Origin of the sequence: Citrobacter sp. U14242 (genome assembly GCF_046555775.1) — a bacterium.
Classification (GTDB): Bacteria; Pseudomonadota; Gammaproteobacteria; order Enterobacterales; family Enterobacteriaceae; genus Citrobacter.
This window is the reverse complement of the sequence record NZ_JBKGLW010000004.1, coordinates 136,367-156,608: the sequence shown is the minus strand read 5'-3', so window position 1 is coordinate 156,608 and position 20,242 is coordinate 136,367. Positions and strand designations below refer to the sequence as shown.

The 20,242-nt window shown below is 51.5% G+C and carries 21 protein-coding genes; 6 read left to right on the top strand and 15 right to left on the bottom strand.

Annotated elements, in window-relative coordinates; translation table 11 throughout:
* Positions 1 to 62: 62 nt before the first annotated feature.
* The 4 genes from mliC (at position 63) to pdxY (ending at position 3,433) form a co-directional block, all read left to right on the top strand.
* Positions 63 to 392: a C-type lysozyme inhibitor gene (gene mliC, locus ACLJXE_RS07825; protein ID WP_005127174.1), complete on the top strand. Its 330-nt coding sequence runs from the start codon at positions 63 to 65 to the stop codon at positions 390 to 392.
* A 59-nt stretch (positions 393 to 451) separates the two neighbouring features.
* Positions 452 to 1,108 (top strand): pyridoxamine 5'-phosphate oxidase, encoded by a 657-nt coding sequence (gene pdxH / locus ACLJXE_RS07820; RefSeq protein ID WP_005127173.1) that lies wholly within the window; start codon positions 452 to 454, stop codon positions 1,106 to 1,108.
* Positions 1,109 to 1,234: 126 nt separating this feature from the next.
* Entirely contained in the window at positions 1,235 to 2,509 is a 1,275-nt protein-coding gene (gene tyrS / locus ACLJXE_RS07815; protein WP_286630353.1) for a tyrosine--tRNA ligase, read from the top strand.
* Positions 2,510 to 2,572: 63 nt separating this feature from the next.
* Positions 2,573 to 3,433, top strand: coding sequence for a pyridoxal kinase PdxY (pdxY, locus tag ACLJXE_RS07810; protein WP_410750563.1), 861 nt, complete (start codon positions 2,573 to 2,575; stop codon positions 3,431 to 3,433).
* 83 nt (positions 3,434 to 3,516) lie between these two features.
* Here pdxY and gstA read toward each other — a convergent pair whose 3' ends face one another.
* The 12 genes from gstA to blr form a co-directional block, all read right to left on the bottom strand.
* Positions 3,517 to 4,122, bottom strand: coding sequence for a glutathione transferase GstA (gene gstA, locus ACLJXE_RS07805; protein WP_202038721.1), 606 nt, complete (start codon positions 4,120 to 4,122; stop codon positions 3,517 to 3,519).
* A gap of 104 nt (positions 4,123 to 4,226) precedes the next feature.
* The gene (gene dtpA, locus ACLJXE_RS07800; RefSeq protein WP_410750562.1) at positions 4,227 to 5,732 is read right to left on the bottom strand and encodes a dipeptide/tripeptide permease DtpA; all 1,506 of its coding nucleotides are present in this window, start codon (positions 5,730 to 5,732) and stop codon (positions 4,227 to 4,229) included.
* Between the two features lie 611 nt (positions 5,733 to 6,343).
* Positions 6,344 to 6,979 carry an endonuclease III gene (gene nth, locus ACLJXE_RS07795; RefSeq protein WP_410750561.1) on the bottom strand — a complete coding sequence of 212 codons (636 nt, stop codon included), beginning with the start codon at positions 6,977 to 6,979 and terminating at the stop codon, positions 6,344 to 6,346.
* A complete protein-coding gene (locus ACLJXE_RS07790) occupies positions 6,979 to 7,671 on the bottom strand; it encodes an electron transport complex subunit E (RefSeq protein WP_410750560.1) in 693 nt (230 codons plus the stop codon). Before ACLJXE_RS07790 ends, nth begins: the two co-directional genes overlap by 1 nt.
* 2 nt (positions 7,672 to 7,673) lie before the next feature.
* Positions 7,674 to 8,294 carry an electron transport complex subunit RsxG gene (rsxG, locus tag ACLJXE_RS07785; protein WP_286630348.1) on the bottom strand — a complete coding sequence of 207 codons (621 nt, stop codon included), beginning with the start codon at positions 8,292 to 8,294 and terminating at the stop codon, positions 7,674 to 7,676.
* Between the two features lie 9 nt (positions 8,295 to 8,303).
* Entirely contained in the window at positions 8,304 to 9,356 is a 1,053-nt protein-coding gene (rsxD, locus tag ACLJXE_RS07780; protein WP_410750559.1) for an electron transport complex subunit RsxD, read from the bottom strand.
* Complete coding sequence (rsxC, locus tag ACLJXE_RS07775; RefSeq protein WP_410750558.1) at positions 9,357 to 11,381, bottom strand: electron transport complex subunit RsxC; 2,025 nt, start codon at positions 11,379 to 11,381, stop codon at positions 9,357 to 9,359.
* Positions 11,374 to 11,952, bottom strand: a complete 579-nt coding sequence (rsxB, locus tag ACLJXE_RS07770) for an electron transport complex subunit RsxB (RefSeq protein WP_005121200.1) — start codon at positions 11,950 to 11,952, stop codon at positions 11,374 to 11,376. Before rsxB ends, rsxC begins: the two co-directional genes overlap by 8 nt.
* On the bottom strand, positions 11,952 to 12,533 hold the full coding sequence (gene rsxA, locus ACLJXE_RS07765; RefSeq protein WP_005121199.1) for an electron transport complex subunit RsxA: 582 nt from the start codon (positions 12,531 to 12,533) through the stop codon (positions 11,952 to 11,954). Before rsxA ends, rsxB begins: the two co-directional genes overlap by 1 nt.
* A gap of 76 nt (positions 12,534 to 12,609) precedes the next feature.
* Positions 12,610 to 13,050, bottom strand: coding sequence for a DUF2569 domain-containing protein (locus tag ACLJXE_RS07760; RefSeq protein WP_410750557.1), 441 nt, complete (start codon positions 13,048 to 13,050; stop codon positions 12,610 to 12,612).
* Positions 13,051 to 13,141: 91 nt separating this feature from the next.
* Positions 13,142 to 13,357 (bottom strand): transcription modulator YdgT, encoded by a 216-nt coding sequence (ydgT, locus tag ACLJXE_RS07755; RefSeq protein ID WP_003832804.1) that lies wholly within the window; start codon positions 13,355 to 13,357, stop codon positions 13,142 to 13,144.
* 298 nt (positions 13,358 to 13,655) lie between these two features.
* Entirely contained in the window at positions 13,656 to 13,781 is a 126-nt protein-coding gene (gene blr, locus ACLJXE_RS07750) for a division septum protein Blr (protein WP_040233850.1), read from the bottom strand.
* 241 nt (positions 13,782 to 14,022) lie between these two features.
* Here blr and ACLJXE_RS07745 point away from each other — a divergent pair, with 241 nt between their 5' ends.
* Positions 14,023 to 15,063, top strand: coding sequence for an oxidoreductase (locus tag ACLJXE_RS07745; RefSeq protein ID WP_286630345.1), 1,041 nt, complete (start codon positions 14,023 to 14,025; stop codon positions 15,061 to 15,063).
* A gap of 90 nt (positions 15,064 to 15,153) precedes the next feature.
* Here ACLJXE_RS07745 and add read toward each other — a convergent pair whose 3' ends face one another.
* The 3 genes from add to malX all read right to left on the bottom strand — a co-directional run bounded on the left by add (position 15,154) and on the right by malX (position 19,031).
* Positions 15,154 to 16,155 (bottom strand): adenosine deaminase, encoded by a 1,002-nt coding sequence (add, locus tag ACLJXE_RS07740; RefSeq protein ID WP_410750556.1) that lies wholly within the window; start codon positions 16,153 to 16,155, stop codon positions 15,154 to 15,156.
* 100 nt (positions 16,156 to 16,255) lie between these two features.
* Positions 16,256 to 17,428, bottom strand: a complete 1,173-nt coding sequence (locus ACLJXE_RS07735; RefSeq protein WP_410750555.1) for a MalY/PatB family protein — start codon at positions 17,426 to 17,428, stop codon at positions 16,256 to 16,258.
* A gap of 10 nt (positions 17,429 to 17,438) precedes the next feature.
* The gene (gene malX, locus ACLJXE_RS07730) at positions 17,439 to 19,031 is read right to left on the bottom strand and encodes a maltose/glucose-specific PTS transporter subunit IIBC (RefSeq protein ID WP_410750554.1); all 1,593 of its coding nucleotides are present in this window, start codon (positions 19,029 to 19,031) and stop codon (positions 17,439 to 17,441) included.
* 169 nt (positions 19,032 to 19,200) lie between these two features.
* Here malX and ACLJXE_RS07725 point away from each other — a divergent pair, with 169 nt between their 5' ends.
* Positions 19,201 to 20,229 (top strand): Mal regulon transcriptional regulator MalI, encoded by a 1,029-nt coding sequence (locus ACLJXE_RS07725; RefSeq protein ID WP_410750553.1) that lies wholly within the window; start codon positions 19,201 to 19,203, stop codon positions 20,227 to 20,229.
* Positions 20,230 to 20,242 lie beyond the last annotated feature (13 nt).

The following is a 20,242-nucleotide window of genomic DNA, read 5'->3' as shown; positions in this document are numbered from 1 at the left end:
GATAAACTAGGGATGTTAGGGAGGGTGTTTTTGCCCTCCGGGACCAGGAAAGTCTTCAGGATATGGCTATGAAAAAACTGTTATTAGTGTGTCTGCCCGTATTGCTTACCGGTTGTAGTGTGTACAACCAATTTGTCGAGCGTATGCAAACGGATACGCTCGAATATCGCTGTGATGAAAAACCGCTTACCGTAAAATTGAATAATACCCGACAGGTTGCGAGCTTTGTTTATGATAATCAGCTATTGAATCTCAAACAGGGCGTGTCGGCATCGGGTGCACGCTACACAGATGGTATCTACGTCTTCTGGTCTAAAGGCGACAGCGCGACGGTATATAAACGAGACAGAATTGTGCTGAATAACTGTCAGTTACAGAACCCGAAGCGTTGAGATTTCCAGCAGGGCGGCGCACAATAGCGTCACCCACTGACAATCCGTAGCCCAACATCATGTCTGATAACGACGAATTGCAGCAAATCGCGCATCTGCGCCGTGAATACACGAAAGGCGGTCTTCGCCGCCGCGATCTTCCCGCCGAACCCCTCGCGCTGTTTGAGCGCTGGCTGGGGCAAGCCTGTGATGCCAAACTGGCAGACCCTACCGCTATGGTCGTCGCAACTGTCGATGAAAACGGTCAACCGTACCAGCGAATCGTGTTGCTCAAACATTATGATGACAAAGGGCTGGTGTTTTATACCAACATGGGTAGCCGTAAGGCGCACCAGATCGAAAACAACCCGCGTATCAGCCTGTTATTCCCCTGGCATACGCTGGAACGGCAGGTGATGGTCATCGGCAAGGCCGAACGCTTGTCCACGCTTGAGGTGGTAAAATATTTCCACAGTCGCCCGCGCGATAGTCAGATTGGCGCCTGGGTTTCTAAGCAGTCCAGTCGGATCTCCGCTCGCGGAATTCTGGAAAGTAAATTTCTTGAGTTGAAGCAGAAGTTTCAGCAAGGGGAAGTTCCGTTGCCGAGTTTCTGGGGCGGCTTTCGCGTGAGCATTGAACAAATGGAGTTCTGGCAGGGTGGCGAAAACCGTCTGCACGACCGTTTTTTATACCAACGTGAAGATGACGCGTGGAAAATTGACCGTCTGGCCCCCTAAAGATGCAAAATTCTTGTTTTAAGCGCTGGTGCTGATGAATCCGGCGCTTTATTCTATGTCTCTTTCGCATCAGGCGAAAAGTCGTGTACCGGCAAAGGTGCAGTCGTTTTATACATGGAGATTTTGATGGCAAGCAGTAACTTGATTAAACAATTGCAAGAGCGGGGGCTGGTGGCCCAGGTGACGGACGAGGAAGCGTTAGCAGAGCGACTGGCGCAAGGCCCGATCGCGCTCTATTGCGGCTTCGATCCTACCGCTGACAGCTTGCATTTGGGGCATCTGGTTCCATTGTTATGCCTGAAACGCTTCCAGCAGGCAGGCCATAAGCCTGTTGCGTTGGTAGGTGGTGCAACGGGTCTGATTGGCGATCCGAGCTTTAAAGCCGCCGAGCGTAAACTGAATACCGAAGATACCGTGCAAGAGTGGGTGGATAAAATCCGCAAACAGGTTGCACCGTTCCTCGATTTCGACTGTGGCGACAACTCGGCGATTGCTGCGAACAACTACGACTGGTTTGGCGGTATGAACGTACTGACTTTCCTGCGTGATATCGGCAAACACTTCTCCGTAAACCAGATGATCAACAAAGAAGCGGTGAAGCAGCGTTTGAACCGTGACGATCAGGGGATCTCCTTTACCGAGTTTTCTTACAACCTGCTACAAGGTTATGATTTTGCCTGCCTGAATAAACTGCACGGCGTGGCGTTGCAAATTGGGGGTTCTGACCAGTGGGGTAACATTACCTCTGGTATCGATCTGACCCGACGTCTGCATCAGAATCAGGTCTTTGGCCTGACGGTTCCGCTGATCACTAAAGCTGACGGTACCAAATTCGGTAAAACGGAAGGTGGCGCAGTTTGGCTGGATCCGAAGAAAACCAGTCCATACAAGTTCTACCAGTTCTGGATCAACACGGCTGATGCGGACGTCTATCGCTTCCTGAAATTCTTCACCTTTATGGACATTGAAGAGATCAATGCGCTGGAAGAAGAAGATAAGAACAGCGGTAAAGCACCGCGTGCCCAGTATGTTCTGGCTGAGCAGGTCACGCGTCTGGTTCACGGCGAAGAAGGTTTAGTGGCGGCGAAACGCATTACCGAAAGCCTGTTCAATGGTAACCTGGCCTCCCTGAGCGAAGCGGACTTCGAACAGCTGGCGCAGGATGGTGTACCCATGATCGAAATGGACAAGGGTGCCGACCTGATGCAGGCGCTGGTGGATTCTGAACTGCAGCCTTCGCGCGGTCAGGCGCGTAAGACCATTGCGTCTAATGCGGTCACCATTAATGGTGAGAAACAATCTGACCCGGAATATTTCTTCCAGGAAAGTGATATTTTGTTCGGCCGCTACACCTTACTGCGCCGTGGCAAAAAGAACTACTGTCTGATTTGCTGGAAATAAGTCAAAGCCAGCAGGGGCGTGGGAAACTACGCCCCTTTATTTTTTAGGGTTGTGGTAAGTAAAATGAAGAATATCCTCGCCATCCAGTCCCACGTTGTTTTTGGCCATGCCGGCAACAGTGCTGCCGAATTTCCGATGCGTCGTCTTGGCGCGAATGTCTGGCCGCTCAACACCGTTCAGTTTTCTAACCACACGCAGTACGGTAAATGGACCGGCTGTGTTATGCCGCCCAGTCACCTGACTGAAATTGTTCAGGGCATTGCTGATATCGATAAACTTCAGACCTGCGATGCGGTGCTGAGTGGTTATCTGGGATCCGCAGAGCAGGGCGAGCATATTCTGGGTATTGTGCGCAAAGTGAAAGCGGCAAATCCTCAGGCGAAATTCTTTTGCGATCCAGTGATGGGGCATCCTGAAAAAGGGTGCATCGTGGCGCCTGGCGTTGCGGAATTTCATGTTCGTCATGCACTTCCGGCCAGCGACATTATCGCGCCAAATCTGATTGAACTCGAAATTCTGTGCGAACATGCGGTTAACAATGTTGATGAGGCGGTGATAGCTGCCCGTGAACTGATTGCTCAGGGACCGGAAATTGTTCTGGTTAAGCATCTTGCCCGTGCAGGTATCAGCGCAGATCGCTTTGAGATGCTGTTGGTCACCGCTGAACAGGCGTGGCATATCAGCCGTCCACTTGTCGATTTTGGCGCACGCCAACCGGTTGGTGTTGGTGACGTCACCAGTGGCTTGCTGTTGGTTAAACTGTTGCAGGGGGCTTCATTGCAGCAGGCGCTGGAGCATGTGACTGCGGCGGTGTACGAAATTATGATCGCCACCAAAGAGATGCAGGAGTATGAACTGCAGGTGGTTGCCGCACAGGATCGTATCGCGAAACCAGAACACTACTTTAGCGCCACTCAGTTGTAATCAAGGTGCAATGGCGCTCACGCTTATCGGGCCTACGTTTGTCTGTAGGCCGGGTAAGCGCAAGCGCTACCCGGCAACGCCAATTAATTTAATCCTTCCGCTTTAAGCGCTGCGGCAACTGCCGGACGCTCAGCCATGCGCGTCATATACGCCTCGATATGGCTTAATCCTGCCATATTCAACTTAACCGCATACGCCCAACGCAGTACGGTAAACAGATAGGCATCAGCAATGCTGAAGCGTGCGCCGCAAATCCACGGGTTGTCTTTCAGCGATTCGTTCACATACTGCATTTTTTTCTCAAGCAATGCACGAACGGTTGGTTTGTACTCCTCTGGTGTATCCGGGCGGAACAGAGGGGTAAAACCTTTATGTAGCTCTGTCGCGATATAGTTAAGCCATTCGATAGTTTTGTAGCGGGAGAGACTGCTGGTAGGGGCCAGGAGATGACGGTCTGGAACGGTATCTGCCAGATATTGCATGATGGCGACGCCTTCGGTCAGTAGTGTACCGTCATCCAGCAACAGCGCGGGAACTTGTCCTTTCGGGTTTACCGCGAAAAAATCGTCGCCGTTTTCCAGACGTTTCTTCATCAGATCAACACCATCCAGCGTGAAATCTTTACCGCTCTCACGAAGTGTGATGTGGGAAGCAAGAGAACAAGCGCCCGGTTTGTAGAACAGTTTCATCGGTAACTCCTTTTGGCTGAGGTATACCGTATGGTAGTGCTACCTGGAACAAAAAAAAAGCCGCTAACAACAGTTAGCGGCCTGAAATTAAGTTTCCCTGAGAATTACGCTGTTGCGGCCTTAGAGGCTTTCTCACTGACGTCGTCATCTTGCGTCATGCGGTTCAGTTTCGGCGCAGTCAGCAGCATCAGAACGGCGATAACTGCGGTAGCAACACCAATCTGCAGGAACACGCGACCGTAGACTTCGAGGGACATCAATGGGTCGGTCACATTCTCCGGAACAGCCATCATGTTAGCCACGTAGCCACCGATGATGTTTGCACCTGCAGTTGTCAGGAACCAGCTACCCATAATGAAGCCCATCAGACGCTGTGGAACCAACTGTGCCACCATCGCCAGACCCAGACCAGAAATCATCAACTCACCAATACTTTGCAGACCGTAGCAGATGATCAGCCAGTTCACAGAAACGATGCCCGCATCGGTCGCGAATTTCGCACCCAGCGGCAGGATCAGGAATGCACCTGAGCACAGCACCATACCGATAGCGAACTTGGTCGGCATTGGCAGAGTGTCGCCCATCTTGTTATAGATAGCGGCAAGAATTGGGCTACCGATGATGATCCAGAACGGGTTCAGTGCCTGATACTGTTCTGGTTCGAAAGCAATACCCAGAATAGAGTGTTCAACGTTACGAATCGCAAAGAAGTTCAGGGACGTCGGCATCTGGCTGTACAGCACGAAGAAGATAATGGCTTCCAGCATCAGAATAAAGGCGACGATCATCTTACGACGCGCAGCACCCTGCATAGAGAACGCTTCTTTCGCAAAAATAACCACGATACCCATGGCGATAACACCCAGAACCATACGTGCGATGCCCTGGTTGTGCAGCAGCCATGTCGCGATAGCGATAAGAACCACAACACCAACAATGGTCAGCAGCAGGTTGCGGAAGTTGATGGGTTCAAAGTCAGGCTTGGAACCGTACTGTTTAACCCAACGCTGGCAGAATGCGAAGTTAACAACGGTGATCAGCATACCCACGACGCTCAGGGCGAACGCGGTGCTCCAACCGTAACGTGCTGCCAGCCACGGTGTTGCCAGCATAGAGAAGAATGAACCGATGTTGACGGACATGTAGTACATGGTGAATGCACCATCAAGACGCGGGTCATCTTTGGCATAGCAGGTAGAAAGCAGAGAGGATGGGTTTGCTTTAAACAGGCCGTTACCGACCGCGATGGCCGCCATACCCATATAAACAATACCCGCATCGTGACCAGACCATGCAACCAGTGCATAACCGATGGCCAGGACAATAGCACCCAACATAATCACACGCTTTGTGCCCAGAACTTTATCACCTAACCAGCCACCAATAGCCACAAGGCCATAAACCAGGGCGCTAAAGGAGGAGAAAAGAGTGATGGAATCCGCTTCTGACATACCCAGTTGCTTCACCAGGTAGACGGCCATAATCCCTTGCAGGCCGTAATAACCAAAACGTTCCCACAGCTCAATTGAGAAAATGAGATAGAACGCTTTTGGTTGTTTGAAGGCGTTTAAACTGACGCTTTCTGTTGGTTTATTGTTTGCAGTAGACACTTTTACCTCTTTTTTTACATCCCATATCAACGGGGGTGTTCTGGTACGTGATGAGTCAAGTTCATCCGTCCGATTGTTATAGTGGGAGGGGAAACGGCAAGTAATGTTCACTATCTTGCCCATTCAGACAAGGGGTTTGTAATAATCTGTTACATATAACTCAGGTGGTGAAATCGTCGGGGCTGAGAAATGTTATCCAGCGTTAAATTTCTTCATTTGAAGAATGGCAGATTTTTACACTGTCAGAATAGGGTGAAAATGGGAATGTGGCGATATGTTCTGCTATTTTGGCGTGAAGGTAGTGATATAGGCCATTATCTTAAAAATAGGCAGTGTAATGTTTTGTATCGAAACGAGTCTGTCAGGTCATCTGATTGTCATTTTAACTACAGAATAATAAATATGTTACAAAATGTTATCATAGTGATCTTGATCACGAATGGATAGAAATTTCTACTATTAAAAAAACGATTAACCTGCTCAGGTGTTAGTTCACAAGAATATTACATTAGATATGCTGGAAGGTACGGCATCATTGTCGGGAAATGAACGATTGAGAAGTGCATAACTAATCGTTATGAAATGGGGGCCTGCGTTATGGCCCCATTTTGTCAGATATCGACTTTCTCTTTGAATTCGCAAAGATCTTCGATAATACACGACCCGCAGCGTGGTTTTCTGGCTATGCAGGTGTAGCGACCATGAAGAATTAACCAGTGATGACAATCGACTTTAAATTCACTGGGAACGACTTTCAGCAGTTTCTCTTCGACCTGTTCTACGTTTTTACCCGGGGCAAATTGTGTACGATTACAGACCCGAAAAATATGGGTATCTACGGCAATCGTTGGCCAGCCGAAGGCGGTATTCAATACCACATTGGCCGTTTTACGACCAACGCCCGGCAGCGCTTCCAGTGCCGCTCTGTTTTCCGGTACTTCGCCATTATGCTGTTCCAGCAGGATACGACAGGTCTTAATCACGTTCTCTGCTTTACTGTTGAACAGACCAATTGTCTTGATGTACGACTTAACCCCCTCAACACCGAGCGCGAGCATGGCAGCAGGCGTATTAGCGACAGGATACAGCTTTGCTGTGGCCTTATTAACGCTGACATCAGTGGCCTGCGCAGAAAGCAACACTGATATCAGCAGCTCAAACGGTGACGTAAAGTTGAGTTCGGTAGTGGGATGCGGATTGTTGTCACGCAGGCGCGTCAGTATTTCCAGCCGTTTCGTTTTGTTCATTACACATTCCCTGTTTCACCCATCGGGTCTTCTGCCATAGCGGCCTCGGCACGACGTTTCTTCATCTTCTCATCAATCAGATATTTAACAGCCAGCATCAGCCCAAGGCCAATGAATGCCCCCGGCGGTAACATGGCCAGCAGAAATGGCGTGTCAGTATGGAAGATCTCCACGCGCAGGACTTTGGCCCAATTGCCCAGCAGTCCGTCTGCACCGTCGAACAATGTACCGTTACCGATTATTTCACGCAGCGATCCGAGAACAAACATGGCGCCGGTCGCCCCCATGCCAATAGAAAAGCCATCGAGCGCGGATAAAGCGGGGCCCTTTTTCGCGGCAAAGGCTTCAGCACGGCCAACGACAATGCAGTTGGTCACAATCAAGGGGATAAAGATACCCAGTGATTGATACAGGCCAAAGGCGTAGGCATTGATAAGCATTTGTACCGCACTCACCACGGAGGCGATGATCATGACATAGATCGGAATACGAATTTCGGGTGGCGTCCAGCGGCGCAACGCTGAAATAGTCAGGTTTGTTAGGGTCAACACCAGCGTAGTTGCAAGCCCCAGACCTAAGGCATTGGTTGCGGTAGAGGTCACGGCCAGCAACGGGCACATGCCGAGTAACTGTACAAGGGCGGAGTTATTTTTCCAAAGTCCCTGAACAATGACGTCTTTAATTTCGCTCATGGTTATTCTCCACAGGCGCTAAGTTGAGGAAGTTGTGCAGGCAGCGTCTGCGCAAACAGGCCTGCACGTTTCACAGCATTAACCACGGCCCTGGGCGTAATGGTCGCGCCGGTGAACTGATCAAAATCGCCGCCATCTTTTTTCACGGCCCAGTGCGGGTCGTTCTCCGCACTAATCGTTTTACCGCTAAAATGGGTGATCCAGTCAGACAGACGTAATTCAATTTTATCACCGAGGCCTGGTGTTTCATGATGTTCCGTCACCCGCGTACCCAGCACAGTACCGTTGAAATCGACACCAACCAGCAGCTGAATTGCACCGGAATAACCATCGGGTGCCGTGGCCTCCAGAATTGCCGCAACCGGACGGTCGTCCTGGCGGGCAATATAGACACGATGCGTACCTTTACCTAATGCCTGAGCATTCACCAGATAGCAACTTTCAGGCAGATTGTTATTGTAGCGATCGCCAGGCAGTACCTGATCAAACAGCGCCTTTTGCTGAAGGGCTGCTTGTTCATCAATGGTAGACTTGGTTAACTGATTAATCGCCGCCGTTAACCCTGTAGAGCCCGCGGCAAACAGTGCCAGAGTGATACCGTGTTTACGAATCGTTTTCAGCATGCGTTGTCCTTAGCGATGTCCGTACACACGAGGACGGGTGTAATAATCAATCAGCGGAACGGTGATATTTGCCAGTAACACGGCAAAGGCCACGCCATCAGGATATCCCCCAAAACTACGAATCAGCCAGACTAACAGACCCGCAAGCGCGCCAAAAATCAGGCGACCACGGTTGGTTGTTGATGCCGTAACGGGATCGGTAAGAATAAAGAATGCGCCCAGCATGGTGGCACCGGAAAGCAGATGCAACTGCGGAGATGCCAGCGACGCAGGAGAGAAAAACCAGCCTAACGATGAACAAACGGCAAGCGACAGCAGAAAACTAACCGGGATATGCCAACGAATTGCTTTTTGCCATAACAACACGATGCCGCCCGCAAGCCAGGCAAGGTTAACCCACTGCCAACCCGCACCCGCGAGCATGCCGCTGTAAATCGGATACTGCATCACCTGTTCAACAGTGTGTCCCGCGTGCAGGGAGGTCTTAAAGGTGTCCAGAGGTGTTGCCTGACTGATGCCGTCGATCCCTATACGGAGCGTGTTCATATCGCCGCCGACCGCGGTATGTCCGGTAAAGATAACGTTTAAAGCATCAAAAAATCCGGGCGACGTAGCGGCAATTTCATGCGGTGGTAGCCAGCTTGTCATCTGCACCGGGAAGGAGATCAACAGAACGACATAACCAATCATTGCTGGATTAAATGGGTTCTGCCCAAGACCGCCATACAATTGCTTGGCAATGATAACGGCAAAGACGGTACCCAGAATCACCATCCACCACGGAGCCAGGGGGGGAATACTGACGGCAAGCAGCAACCCTGTGAGCAGGGCGGAATTGTCTTTCAGGGTCGCGGCCACTGGCTGTTTACGTAGTTTAAGCACGCCCGCTTCGGCAGCGATGGCACTCGCTGACGCCAGCGCTATCTGGAACAATGTACCCCAGCCGAAGAACCACAATTGAGCGGCAATCCCTGGCAATGCAGCAATAAGAACCCACATCATGATACGTGATGTCTGACGCTGGTTATGGGTATAAGGGGAGCTAGCTATTCTGAATACCATTTATTCCTCGTTTACAACCTGCTGCTGTGCGGCTTTCTTGGCCTGAGCGCGTGCAATCGCGGCCGCAACGGCAGCTTTGCGCGGATCAACCGGTTCGACAGATTCCGTGGCGGCCTGTTGCTCGAGCTTCCGGGCTTTAGCACGGGCAATCGCGGCTTCAACGGCAGCTTTGCGCGAGTCAACCGGTTCGGTGGGTTCTGTGGTGGCTTGTTGCTCAAGCTTCCGGGCTTTAGCGCGGGCAATCGCGGCTTCAACGGCAGCTTTGCGCGAGTCAACCGGTTCGACAGATTCCGTGGCGGCCTGTTGCTCGAGCTTCCGGGCTTTAGCGCGGGCAATCGCGGCTTCGACGGCGGCTTTGCGTGGATCCGTACTCGCGCTGCTGTCCTCATCCTTTGACGGATTTTCAGTGCGTGCGGCGCGAGCCTGCGCTTTTCGCGCTTCACGTGCGGCAATCACTGCGCTGTTATCAGGTTTTTCACCCGCCTGGATTACAACCGGCTGCATAGCCTGAGCCTGTTTCTCTTTTACGCGAGCCAGTGCGGCAGCGATGGCATCATGATCTTTCGCTGCAGGTTGTACAGCTGCGCTTTTATGCCGCTCAAGACGTGCCGCTTTTTCACGCTCAAGTCGGGCTTGTCGGGCCTCAAAGCGTGCTTTTGCTTCTGCTGCGCGTTTTTCTTCCTGACTGATGGCGTAAATCTCAGCCTTTTCCTGGCGGAAGTACTGTACCAGCGGAATATTGCTTGGGCATACCCATGCACATGCGCCGCATTCAATGCAGTCAGCAATATTGTGGGTTGTCGCTTTATCATGCTGCTGGCCTTTACTGAACCAGTAAAGTTGCTGCGGCAGAAGATCGGCAGGGCAGGCGTCGGCACAAGCGCTACAGCGAATACACCCTTTTTCTTCCTGCGGTTCACCCATTTCACTGGCAGAGGGCGCAAGCAGGCAGTTGCTGATCTTCACGATAGGAACATCCAGCCAGGGCAGGGTAAAGCCCATCAGCGGACCGCCCATGATCACCATCTGGTCAGCAGAAGGACAGAAACCTGCATCGTTGAGCAGGTGACGAACAGGTGTACCTAATCGTGCCCAAACATTGCCCGGGCGACTGACTGCTTCGCCCGTTAGCGTGACCACTCGCTCAGTGATTGGCTCGCCGTCAATAACGGCCCGCTTGACAGCATAGGCAGTCCCCACGTTTTGCATCAGAACGCCAATATCCGAGGAACGCCCGCCGTGCGGGACCTGTTTCCCGGTCAGAATTTGGGTCAGTTGCTTTGCCCCGCCGGAAGGGTATTTGGTCGGGATAACGCGCAGGCTGATGTCGTGTGAGTCCGCCAGCACCGCACGCAGCATGGAAATGGCCTGTGGTTTGTTATCTTCAATGCCCAGCAGAATCTCGCGCGGTTGTAAAATGTGGGCCAGGATGCGGATACCTTCCACCACCTGGGCGGCACAATCCTGCATCAGGCGGTCGTCAGCGGTAATGTAAGGTTCGCATTCAGCGGCGTTGATGATCAGCGTTTCAATTTTATCACCGCCACCTTGCAATTTGACGCCAGTTGGAAAACCTGCGCCGCCGAGTCCGGCAACACCGAATTGGTGAATACGGGCGATGAGCTCCTCTCGGCTGTGGGCACGATAATTTGCCCAGCCGTCACGCTCAATCCAGCGATCTTCGCCGTCCGCATCAATGATGACGCTAAGTTCAGCTAAAGCCGAAGGATGCGCGGTAGAGTGCGGGGCAATGGCCACAACGGTGCCGGAGGTGGGGGCGTGCACGGGCAACATTCTGCCGCGCCCACGGGTTAGCGCCTGACCACGCAGCACAGTGTCGCCCACATTGACACACAGTTCACCTTCAGCGCCAATATGCTGCTTCAACGGAATAATAAAGCGCGGAGCCAGCGGAACCTGTCGCAGCGGTGTCCCGTTAGACTGGGTCTTCATTTCTGGTGGATGAATGCCGCCATCAAAGTCCCAGATTTTATTTTTTCTGAATGCAGAGAATAACTTAAGCATGTTGTTCCACAGGAATGATGCGTACAGGAATCGTGTTTAAATCCCACTTCCAGCTGTCAGGTGTCTCGGCGACCGGACGTAATTCGATACATTGCGTCGGACACGGGTCGACGCACAAGTTGCATCCGGTGCACAGATCGCTCATCACCGTGTGCATGGCGCGCGTAGCGCCCACGATGGCATCGACCGGGCAGGCCTGAATACATTTCGTGCAGCCGATACAGTTATTTTCATCAATGACCGCCAGCATACGAACGGGGGTAGCATCCTGCTCATCACCATCAATAGGTTGCGGATCGACGTTCAACAGGGTCGCAATTTTTAGCATCACCGCTTCGCCACCGGGGGCGCAGCGGTTGATTTTTTCGCCCTGACAACCAATGGCTTCCGCATAAGGACGGCAGCCCGGGTAACCGCACTGTCCACACTGGCTTTGCGGGAGAATTTCATCAATTTTCTCCACGACCGGATCATCCTCGACGGCAAATCGACGAGAGGCATAACCCAAAATAGCGCCGAACGCCAGACCCAGCAGACTCACTGCGGCAACGGCAATCCAGATAGCATTCATTACAACTTCACCAAACCACTAAAGCCCATAAAGGCTAAAGACATTAAACCAGCGGTAATCAGCGCAATCGCATTACCGCGGAACGGGGCAGGAACGTCTGCAACGGCGAGGCGTTCGCGAATGGCAGCGAACAGAACCATCACCAGTGAGAAGCCGACGGCGGCGGAAAAACCGTACAGCGCCGACTGTAAAAAATTATGCCCGAGGTTGATGTTCAACAACGCTACCCCCAAAACCGCGCAGTTAGTGGTGATCAGCGGTAAGAAGATCCCCAGCAGGCGATACAGCGCAGGGCTGGTTTTGCGCACAACCATCTCGGTAAATTGCACCACCACGGCGATGACCAGAATAAAGGCCAGCGTGCGCAGGTAGATGAGATCGAGAGGGATGAGGATCCAGGTGTCAATCAGCCATGCGCAAATGGATGCCAGCGTCATTACAAAGGTCGTGGCGAGGCCCATACCCATTGCGGTTTCCAGTTTTTTGGAAACGCCCATAAAGGGGCATAAGCCCAGAAACTTGACCAGTACAAAGTTATTGACCAGTACAGTTCCGACAAACAGCAGCAGGTAATCAGTCATTTTTCGGCCTGAAATAAAAAAGCCGCCTATTATCTGACAATCTACAACAGGCGACAACAGGTTAACTGTAGGGTTATTACGGGTTCACAAACGTTGTCTTAACGCGCTGCGAGCGTTTGAAATAGGGCACCAGCAGCGCAGCAGCCAACAAGGGGAACAGCAGCTGACGCACGGCAAACGCATCCGGAACAGGAGAGAATGCAAACGCTTTAATCGCCAGCAACACCGAGATCAGCAGCCATATAATATAGTGTTTTGGCACACAGGTTCTGCGTTTGAAAAACGCGATAGTCAGCCACAGCGTGTAGTACCACATGGCGATAGCGGTAATAAAGGAGACGCCCCAGAGCAGCAAATTCGTCGTACTTTGCTCGCTCAGCGTGTGAAATGTCTGCGGTGTGGCCAACGCAGTGACATACAGCAGTAACGCCAGCGAAGCACTTAACAACGCGACTAACAGCCAGGCCAATGGCCCAAGTAGCCAGCCTCCGATACGTTGTGCCGGTGTTGTAGTCATTTCATCTCCAGGTTTACGCGCGTGAACAGACATGCCGTTCATTTTGGGGCAATGATTATATAGCTTTTAACGCCAGGCGCTACTTTCTTGTTTATTGCACGTAATGCCAGACGGATTTGGGCACCTGACCGACATCGAACAGGCGACCTCCTGAAATGAGCTCGGCACGGCGGTGGTCTGCAGCGCGATACATATTGATAATGTCGCTATCGTCAGTCAGTGTGTAGTTAAGATGATCGAACAATTTTTCCAGACTTTCTAGCGAACTGATTTTGCGGAATTTTAATAAGTAATCCTGAACAGTCATAAAAGGCAATCCATATTAATAAAATAATACTAACGGAGTAGTAAATATTAAAAAACAACCAACGTTGTACAGGTTAAACGCGAATTTGCGCGCAAATGTAAGAAGAGTTTTCAACCCTGTGGGAAACCAGGCGCTATTAGCGCCTGCGGAAAGGGTAACGCCCTTCACGATCGCAGGCAATACGCGCTGGAGCGGGATGCGGCATAATTCGCTTTTTTTTGACAAAAATTGATCTTTTACAGCCCTACCCAGCAACCATCGCGGAGCTAACTGCCAGGCTATAACGGGCTGCGGCTATTTATTTTTTCTGTACTGCAGCGACGGGTTCCGGTGGTTGGTAGTTGTCAATATGATTGGCAACACCCAACAGGATCACGGAGACCACGAGAACAATCCAACCTGTTAATTCAATAAGACGATTCATTACTGACGACATTTGCTTTGATTTATCCATAAACACAGGTAGCAAATGTTACTTATCAATAAATAATACAGCAAGAGCACTGGGAACGATTTCGATGACTTTTTCGCGGCAAGTTAACGCTAAGTGGCATATGTTTGACTTAAGTTAAGTAACAACCTTTGTAGTACAAAGGTTATTAAACTATTGTGGCGCTACTATCTATGGTGTGAAATAGGCCAGATCTGAATTGAGAGGCAAAAACATGAGTGACAACATCCGCGTTGGGCTAATCGGCTACGGTTATGCCAGTAAAACTTTCCATGCCCCCCTGATCGTGGGCACTCCGGGTCTGGAACTGGTTGCGGTGTCCAGTAGTGATGAAACAAAAGTGAAGGCGGACTGGCCTTCAGTGGCCGTTGTTACTGAACCTAAACACCTGTTTAACGATCCGAGTATCGACCTGATTGTGATCCCGACACCCAATGATACACACTTTCCGCTGGCGAAAGCGGCGTTGGAAGCAGGTAAACATGTGGTTGTTGATAAGCCTTTTACTGTGACACTGTCACAAGCGCGCGAGCTGGATGCGCTGGCCAGAAGCGTAGGTCGCCTGCTTTCTGTCTTCCATAACCGTCGCTGGGACAGTGATTTTCTGACGCTGAAAGCGTTGCTGGCTGATGGCGCGTTGGGTGAAGTGGCTTATTTTGAATCTCATTTCGATCGCTTCCGCCCGCAGGTCCGTGACCGCTGGCGTGAACAGGGTGGTCCGGGGAGTGGTATCTGGTATGACTTAGCGCCGCATCTTTTAGATCAGGCAATTAACCTGTTTGGCTTACCCGTTAGTTTGACGGTCGATCTGGCACAGCTCCGCCCGGGGGCGCAGTCGACAGATTACTTCCATGCCATCCTGACATATCCGCAGCGTCGGGTGATTCTGCACGGAACGATGCTGGCAGCCGCTGAGTCTGCTCGTTATATCGTTCATGGATCGCGTGGCAGCTATGTGAAGTATGGTCTGGACCCACAAGAGGAACGTCTTAAAAATGGCGAACGCCTGCCGCAGGAAGACTGGGGTTATGACATGCGTGATGGTGTACTGACACGCATGGAAGGTGATGAGCAGGTGGAAGAAACCTGGTTAACCGTTCCAGGCAATTATCCGGCTTACTATGCGAGTATCCGTGATGCGCTGAATGGTAATGGCGAAAACCCGGTTCCAGCCAGACAAGCCATTCAAATCATGGAACTGATTGAGCTGGGCATTGAATCGGCGAAACACCGATCGACACTGTGCCTTGCCTGATAATGTCAATGCCGGATGTTGGGGCATCTTATCCGACCTACAGTGTAACGTAGGCCGGATAAACGTTAGCGCCATCCGGCAATCAGGCCACTACGCTGCGGCGACTTTCTCACGCAGTGCTTGTTTCTCTTCATTGCTCAGGAACGCCATTTCCAGACCATTGATTTGCGCCTGGCGAATCTGTTCACGCGTCAATCCAGCAGCCGGGGCTGCTACGGTGTACTCGTGGATAATATCCACGCCCTGAACCGCCGGATCGTCCGTATTCAGACTCGCCAGCACACCGTGCTCAAGGAATGTTTTTAGCGGATGCGTCGTCAGTGAGGCGACGGTACTGGTTTGAATATTCGATGTCAGACAGGATTCAATGCCGATACGCTGCTCGGCGAGAAAATCCATCAGGGCGCGATCTTCGACTGCTTTTACGCCGTGGCCAATACGCTCTGCTCCCAGTTCTCTGATAGCTTGCCAGATGCTTTCCGGGCCCGCCGCTTCACCTGCATGAACCGTGATATGCCAACCTGCGTCGCGCGCACGGTTGAAATGGGACAGGAACAAACTGCCTGGGAAACCAAGTTCATCGCCGGCCAAATCCAGGGCGGTGATGTGATCACGGTGGACTAACAGTGCATCCAGTTCCTGCAGACAGGCAGCTTCGCCGAAAGTACGGCTCATGATACCAATTAAACGGGCTTCAACGCCGAAAGTCTTACAGCCTTCGCGTACGCCTGCAATAACGGCTTCGACCACACCTGCGACGGGGAGTTGATGCGCCATAGCCATGTAGCCTGGAGAAAAGCGTAGTTCAACGTAATGCAGACCATTACGTGCGGCGTCTTCAATATTCTCAAATGCGACGCGACGACAGGCATCCAGCGATGCCAGCACTTTCACGCCCCAGTCAAGCTTTGACAAAAAGCTGACCAAATCAGGCTCAGTTGACGTCACCTGCACGTGAGGGATCAGCGTTTCAAGTGTTTGCGCAGGAAGCGTTAAATTAAACTGACGACCAAGATCCAGGATCGTTTGGGCACGGATGTTCCCATCAAGATGGCGATGGACGTCGGTTAAAGGAAGGGAAGTATCAATCATGGTCGCACTCATGTTTTTAGGTAAAGTGCGCAGTATTATAAGAATAAATTGGGATAAAAATCTATGTTGCGCAATGATTAATTTCATTGCGCAACTTTAGTTAGCGCAGAGAGCGCAGAGCGTTAATTAATCCCTGAACGCCTTTTTCAAGTTTTGAGCGGGGGCATCCGGTATTCAGGCGCACAAAACCGTGCCCTTCCTCTCCGTAGGTCGAACCTGGCATGATCGCCACTTTTTGCTGGTGGATAAGCGCATTTTGTAACGCCTGGTCATCAACCTTGAGCGGACGTAAATCTATCCAGGCCAGATAGGTGGATTGTGGGATCTGCCAGTTAAGTTCAGGGAACGCGGTATTAAGTTCATCAGCAACGTAATGCAGGTTGCCGGCAAGATAATCCCGTAAGGCATCCAACCAGCTCTCACCTTGCTGATAGGCGGCAATATGTGCGGTGAGTGCCAACACCGCAGGAGAAGACAATCCGTCGCGTCCCTTTAGCGCACTGAGATAATCGTTGCGGCTATTGGCGTTTTCGATGATCCCATACGCTCCGGTTAATGCCGGGATATTGAAACTCTTGGAGCCGGAGGTGAGTAGCGCCCAGTCGCCGCGTGCGACATTGATCCACGGAATATGCGGTTGGTCTCCCCAGACCATATCCATATGGATTTCATCGGAAATGACGTTTACACCATGTCGCTGGCATAAGTCAGCCATGGTTTCCAGTTCATCGCGTGTCCACACTTTGCCTGTTGGATTTTGTGGGCTACATAGCAGAAGAATTTTACTCTCAGGCCTTGAGAGAGCTGCCTCCAGCTTTGCCATGTCGCAATACCAACCGTCGTTCCGCTTTTCCAGATCGACGGGGAGCACTGTGCGCTGGTTGCCTTCGATAGCCTTGTAAAATGCATCGTAAGCGGGCGTATGGACAACGACCGCGTCGCCAGCAGACGACCACTGGCGGATGAGTTCAGAGACCATATAGATAACTGAGGGGCCATATACCAGCGATTGAGGATCGATCCGGGTATTGTGACGAGTTAGAAACCAGTGGCTAATGGCCGCCAGAAATTCGTCATTTTTCCAGCGACTGTATCCTAATACACCGTGTGACAGGCGCTGGGTCAGCGCCTCCAGAATGCAAGGAGCCGTTGCGAAATCCATATCAGATATGGTGAACGGCAGCAGATCGGCAGTGCCAAAACGGTCAGCGACATAATCCCACTGGGTGCACCATGTTCCCTGCCTGTTCACAACCTTTGAAAAATCAAACATGTCGTTGTCCTCATGCCTGTACTGTATTCATCAGAACCGCGATTTCGTCTTTCACTGACTGGACCTGCGGACCAATAACGACCTGAAGGTTATGCTGATTAAGCTGTACCACGCCAATGGCCCGGTTGTCTTTCAGTGCCTGGACATTTACACGTGACATATCTTTGACCGACAAACGCAAACGCGTAATGCAGTTATCCAGACTAACGATATTCTCCGCGCCACCCAGTGCCTCCAGAATTGCCGGGACATTGTAGCCAGATTTACCGGGTGTGCCTGCCATCACTTTCTCGATATTGCTGGCAACTTCGACATCACGGCCGGGTGTCTTCAGATTAAAGCGGGTGATCGCGAAGCGGAAGATAACGTAGTACACCGCAAACCAGATGGCCGCGACAACAGGGACCAGATACCACTTGGTGGACAACCCGTGCAGGATCCCAAACACCACGAAGTCAATCAGGTTACCGTCTGTGTTGCCGATAGTCACACCGAGCACCGCCATCACGGTAAAGCCGAGGCCGGTCAACAAGGCGTGAATCACGTACAGAACTGGGGCAACAAACAAGAACAAGAATTCCAGTGGTTCGGTGGTACCGCCAATAACGCAGGCAATCAGACCAGAAATTAATAACCCTTTAATTTTATGTCGATTCTCAGGACGAGCACAGTGATACATCGCTAATGCTGCACCCGGCAAACCGCCGAGGAATGCCGGCATTTTACCCTGAGACAGGAAGCGGGTTGCGCTTTCAGAGAAGCCTTGCGTGGTTGGGCAACTCAGCTGTGCCTGGAAAATAGTGAGTGCGCCACTGACGCTATGACCACATACTTCCTGGGTTCCGCCCGCTTCAGTAAAGCGAATGAGGGCCACCAGAATATGGTGCAGGCCAAAAGGCAGCAGAAGACGTTCACCGGTACCAAACAGCATCGGACCAAATTCACCTGCGCTGTTGATGATATTGCCGAGCCCGGTAATACCCATCGCAAATACAGGCCAGATCAGAGGGATAACTAACCCAACCAGCCCCATGACCAGTGAAGAGATGATGGGGACAAAACGGGTGCCGCCGAAGAAAGCCAACGCGTCCGGCAGACGGATATTGTGGAAGCGTTCATGCAGCATCCAGACAATGATCCCGGCGATGACTGCCCCGAGGATCCCGGTGTCGATCGACGGGATCCCCAGGATGTTTTGTATGTTGTTGGCCTTCAGGATTGCCGCATCTGTGGTAGGTAAAATCCCTTTCGCCGTCAACCAGAAGTTAACGGCAAGGTTCATAACCGCGTAGCCAACAAACCCGGCAAATGCCGCCACACCTTTGTTCTCGCGCGCCAGACCGAGAGGAATAGCAATACAGAACATCACGGGTAAGAAACTAAATGCGAAAGAGCCGACTTTACTCATCCAGGTAAAAAGAGCCTGAAGCACCGGGTTACCCAATGCGGGGATCAGCGTTAAGACATCATGACTGCTTAACGAACTGCCGATCCCCAACATGATCCCGCAGAAGGAGAGCAGAGCCACGGGCAACATAAAGGTTTTGCCCAACTGCTGGAAAAATTCCCATAACGTTATTTTTGGTGTGGTTCTCGTCGTCATCTAACGACTCCTCGTGAAAGCACGGTGACTAATGATGGCGAGAAGATAAAACGTTTTACCTAATTTTAGTGCGGTATAAATCACATTATCGAATGATGATAGGGCGTATAACTATAACCGATTGATAAAACGTTTTATCCGTCACGTTATCAGGGAGTTTTCTGTTTTTATGGCTATAGCCAAAAAAATAACCATCCATGATGTTGCGCTGGCTGCGGGAGTTTCGGTCAGTACAGTCTCATTGGTGCTGAGTGGAAAAGGACGTATCTCCACCGCAACCGGGGAGCGGGTAAACGCTGCCATTGAGCAACTGGGGTTTGTACGTAATCGTCAGGCATCGGTGCTGCGTGGCGGTCAGAGTGGTGTGGTCGGGCTGATTGTACGCGATCTGTCTGCGCCATTTTATGCTGAACTGACGGCAGGCCTGACGGAAGCATTAGAAGCACAGGGTCGGATGGTATTTCTTTTGCACGGCGGTAAAGACGGTGAGCAATTGGCTCAGCGTTTCACGATGCTACTCAATCAGGGAGTGGATGGCGTAGTCATTGCTGGTGCTGCTGACAGCAGTGATGCTCTGCGACAGCTGGCTGAAGAAAAAGGGATTCCGGTCGTATTTGCCTCACGAGCCAGTTACCTGGATGATGTGGATACGGTCCGACCTGACAACATGCAGGCAGCGCAATTGTTGGTTGAGCATCTCATTCGGCACGGTCACCAGCGAATCGCGTGGCTGGGTGGACAGAGTTCTTCTTTAACCCGCACCGAGCGGGTCGGCGGCTATTGTGCGACGCTGTTAAAATACGGTTTACCGTTTCATAGTGATTGGGTTCTGGAATGTTCATCCAGTCAGAAGCAGGCTGCCGAAGCCGTTACTGCACTGTTACGGCGCAACCCGACGATCAGCGCCGTTGTGTGTTACAACGAAACTACCGCTGTTGGTGCCTGGTTTGGTCTGATGAGAGCGGGGCGTCAGAGCGGCGAAATTGGCGTCGATCGCTATTTTGAACAACAAGTTTCACTGGCTGGATTTGCGGATGTGGCGGAAAACTCGCTGGATGACATTCCCATTATCTGGGCCAGTACCCCGGCACGCGAAATGGGTTATACCCTGGCTGAACGTATACTGCAGCGCATTGGTAATGATGACAGCCATTCCCGCAATCTGACGCTTTCCGCCCGCCTGGTCACGCAGAAGTAGCTTGCCGACGATC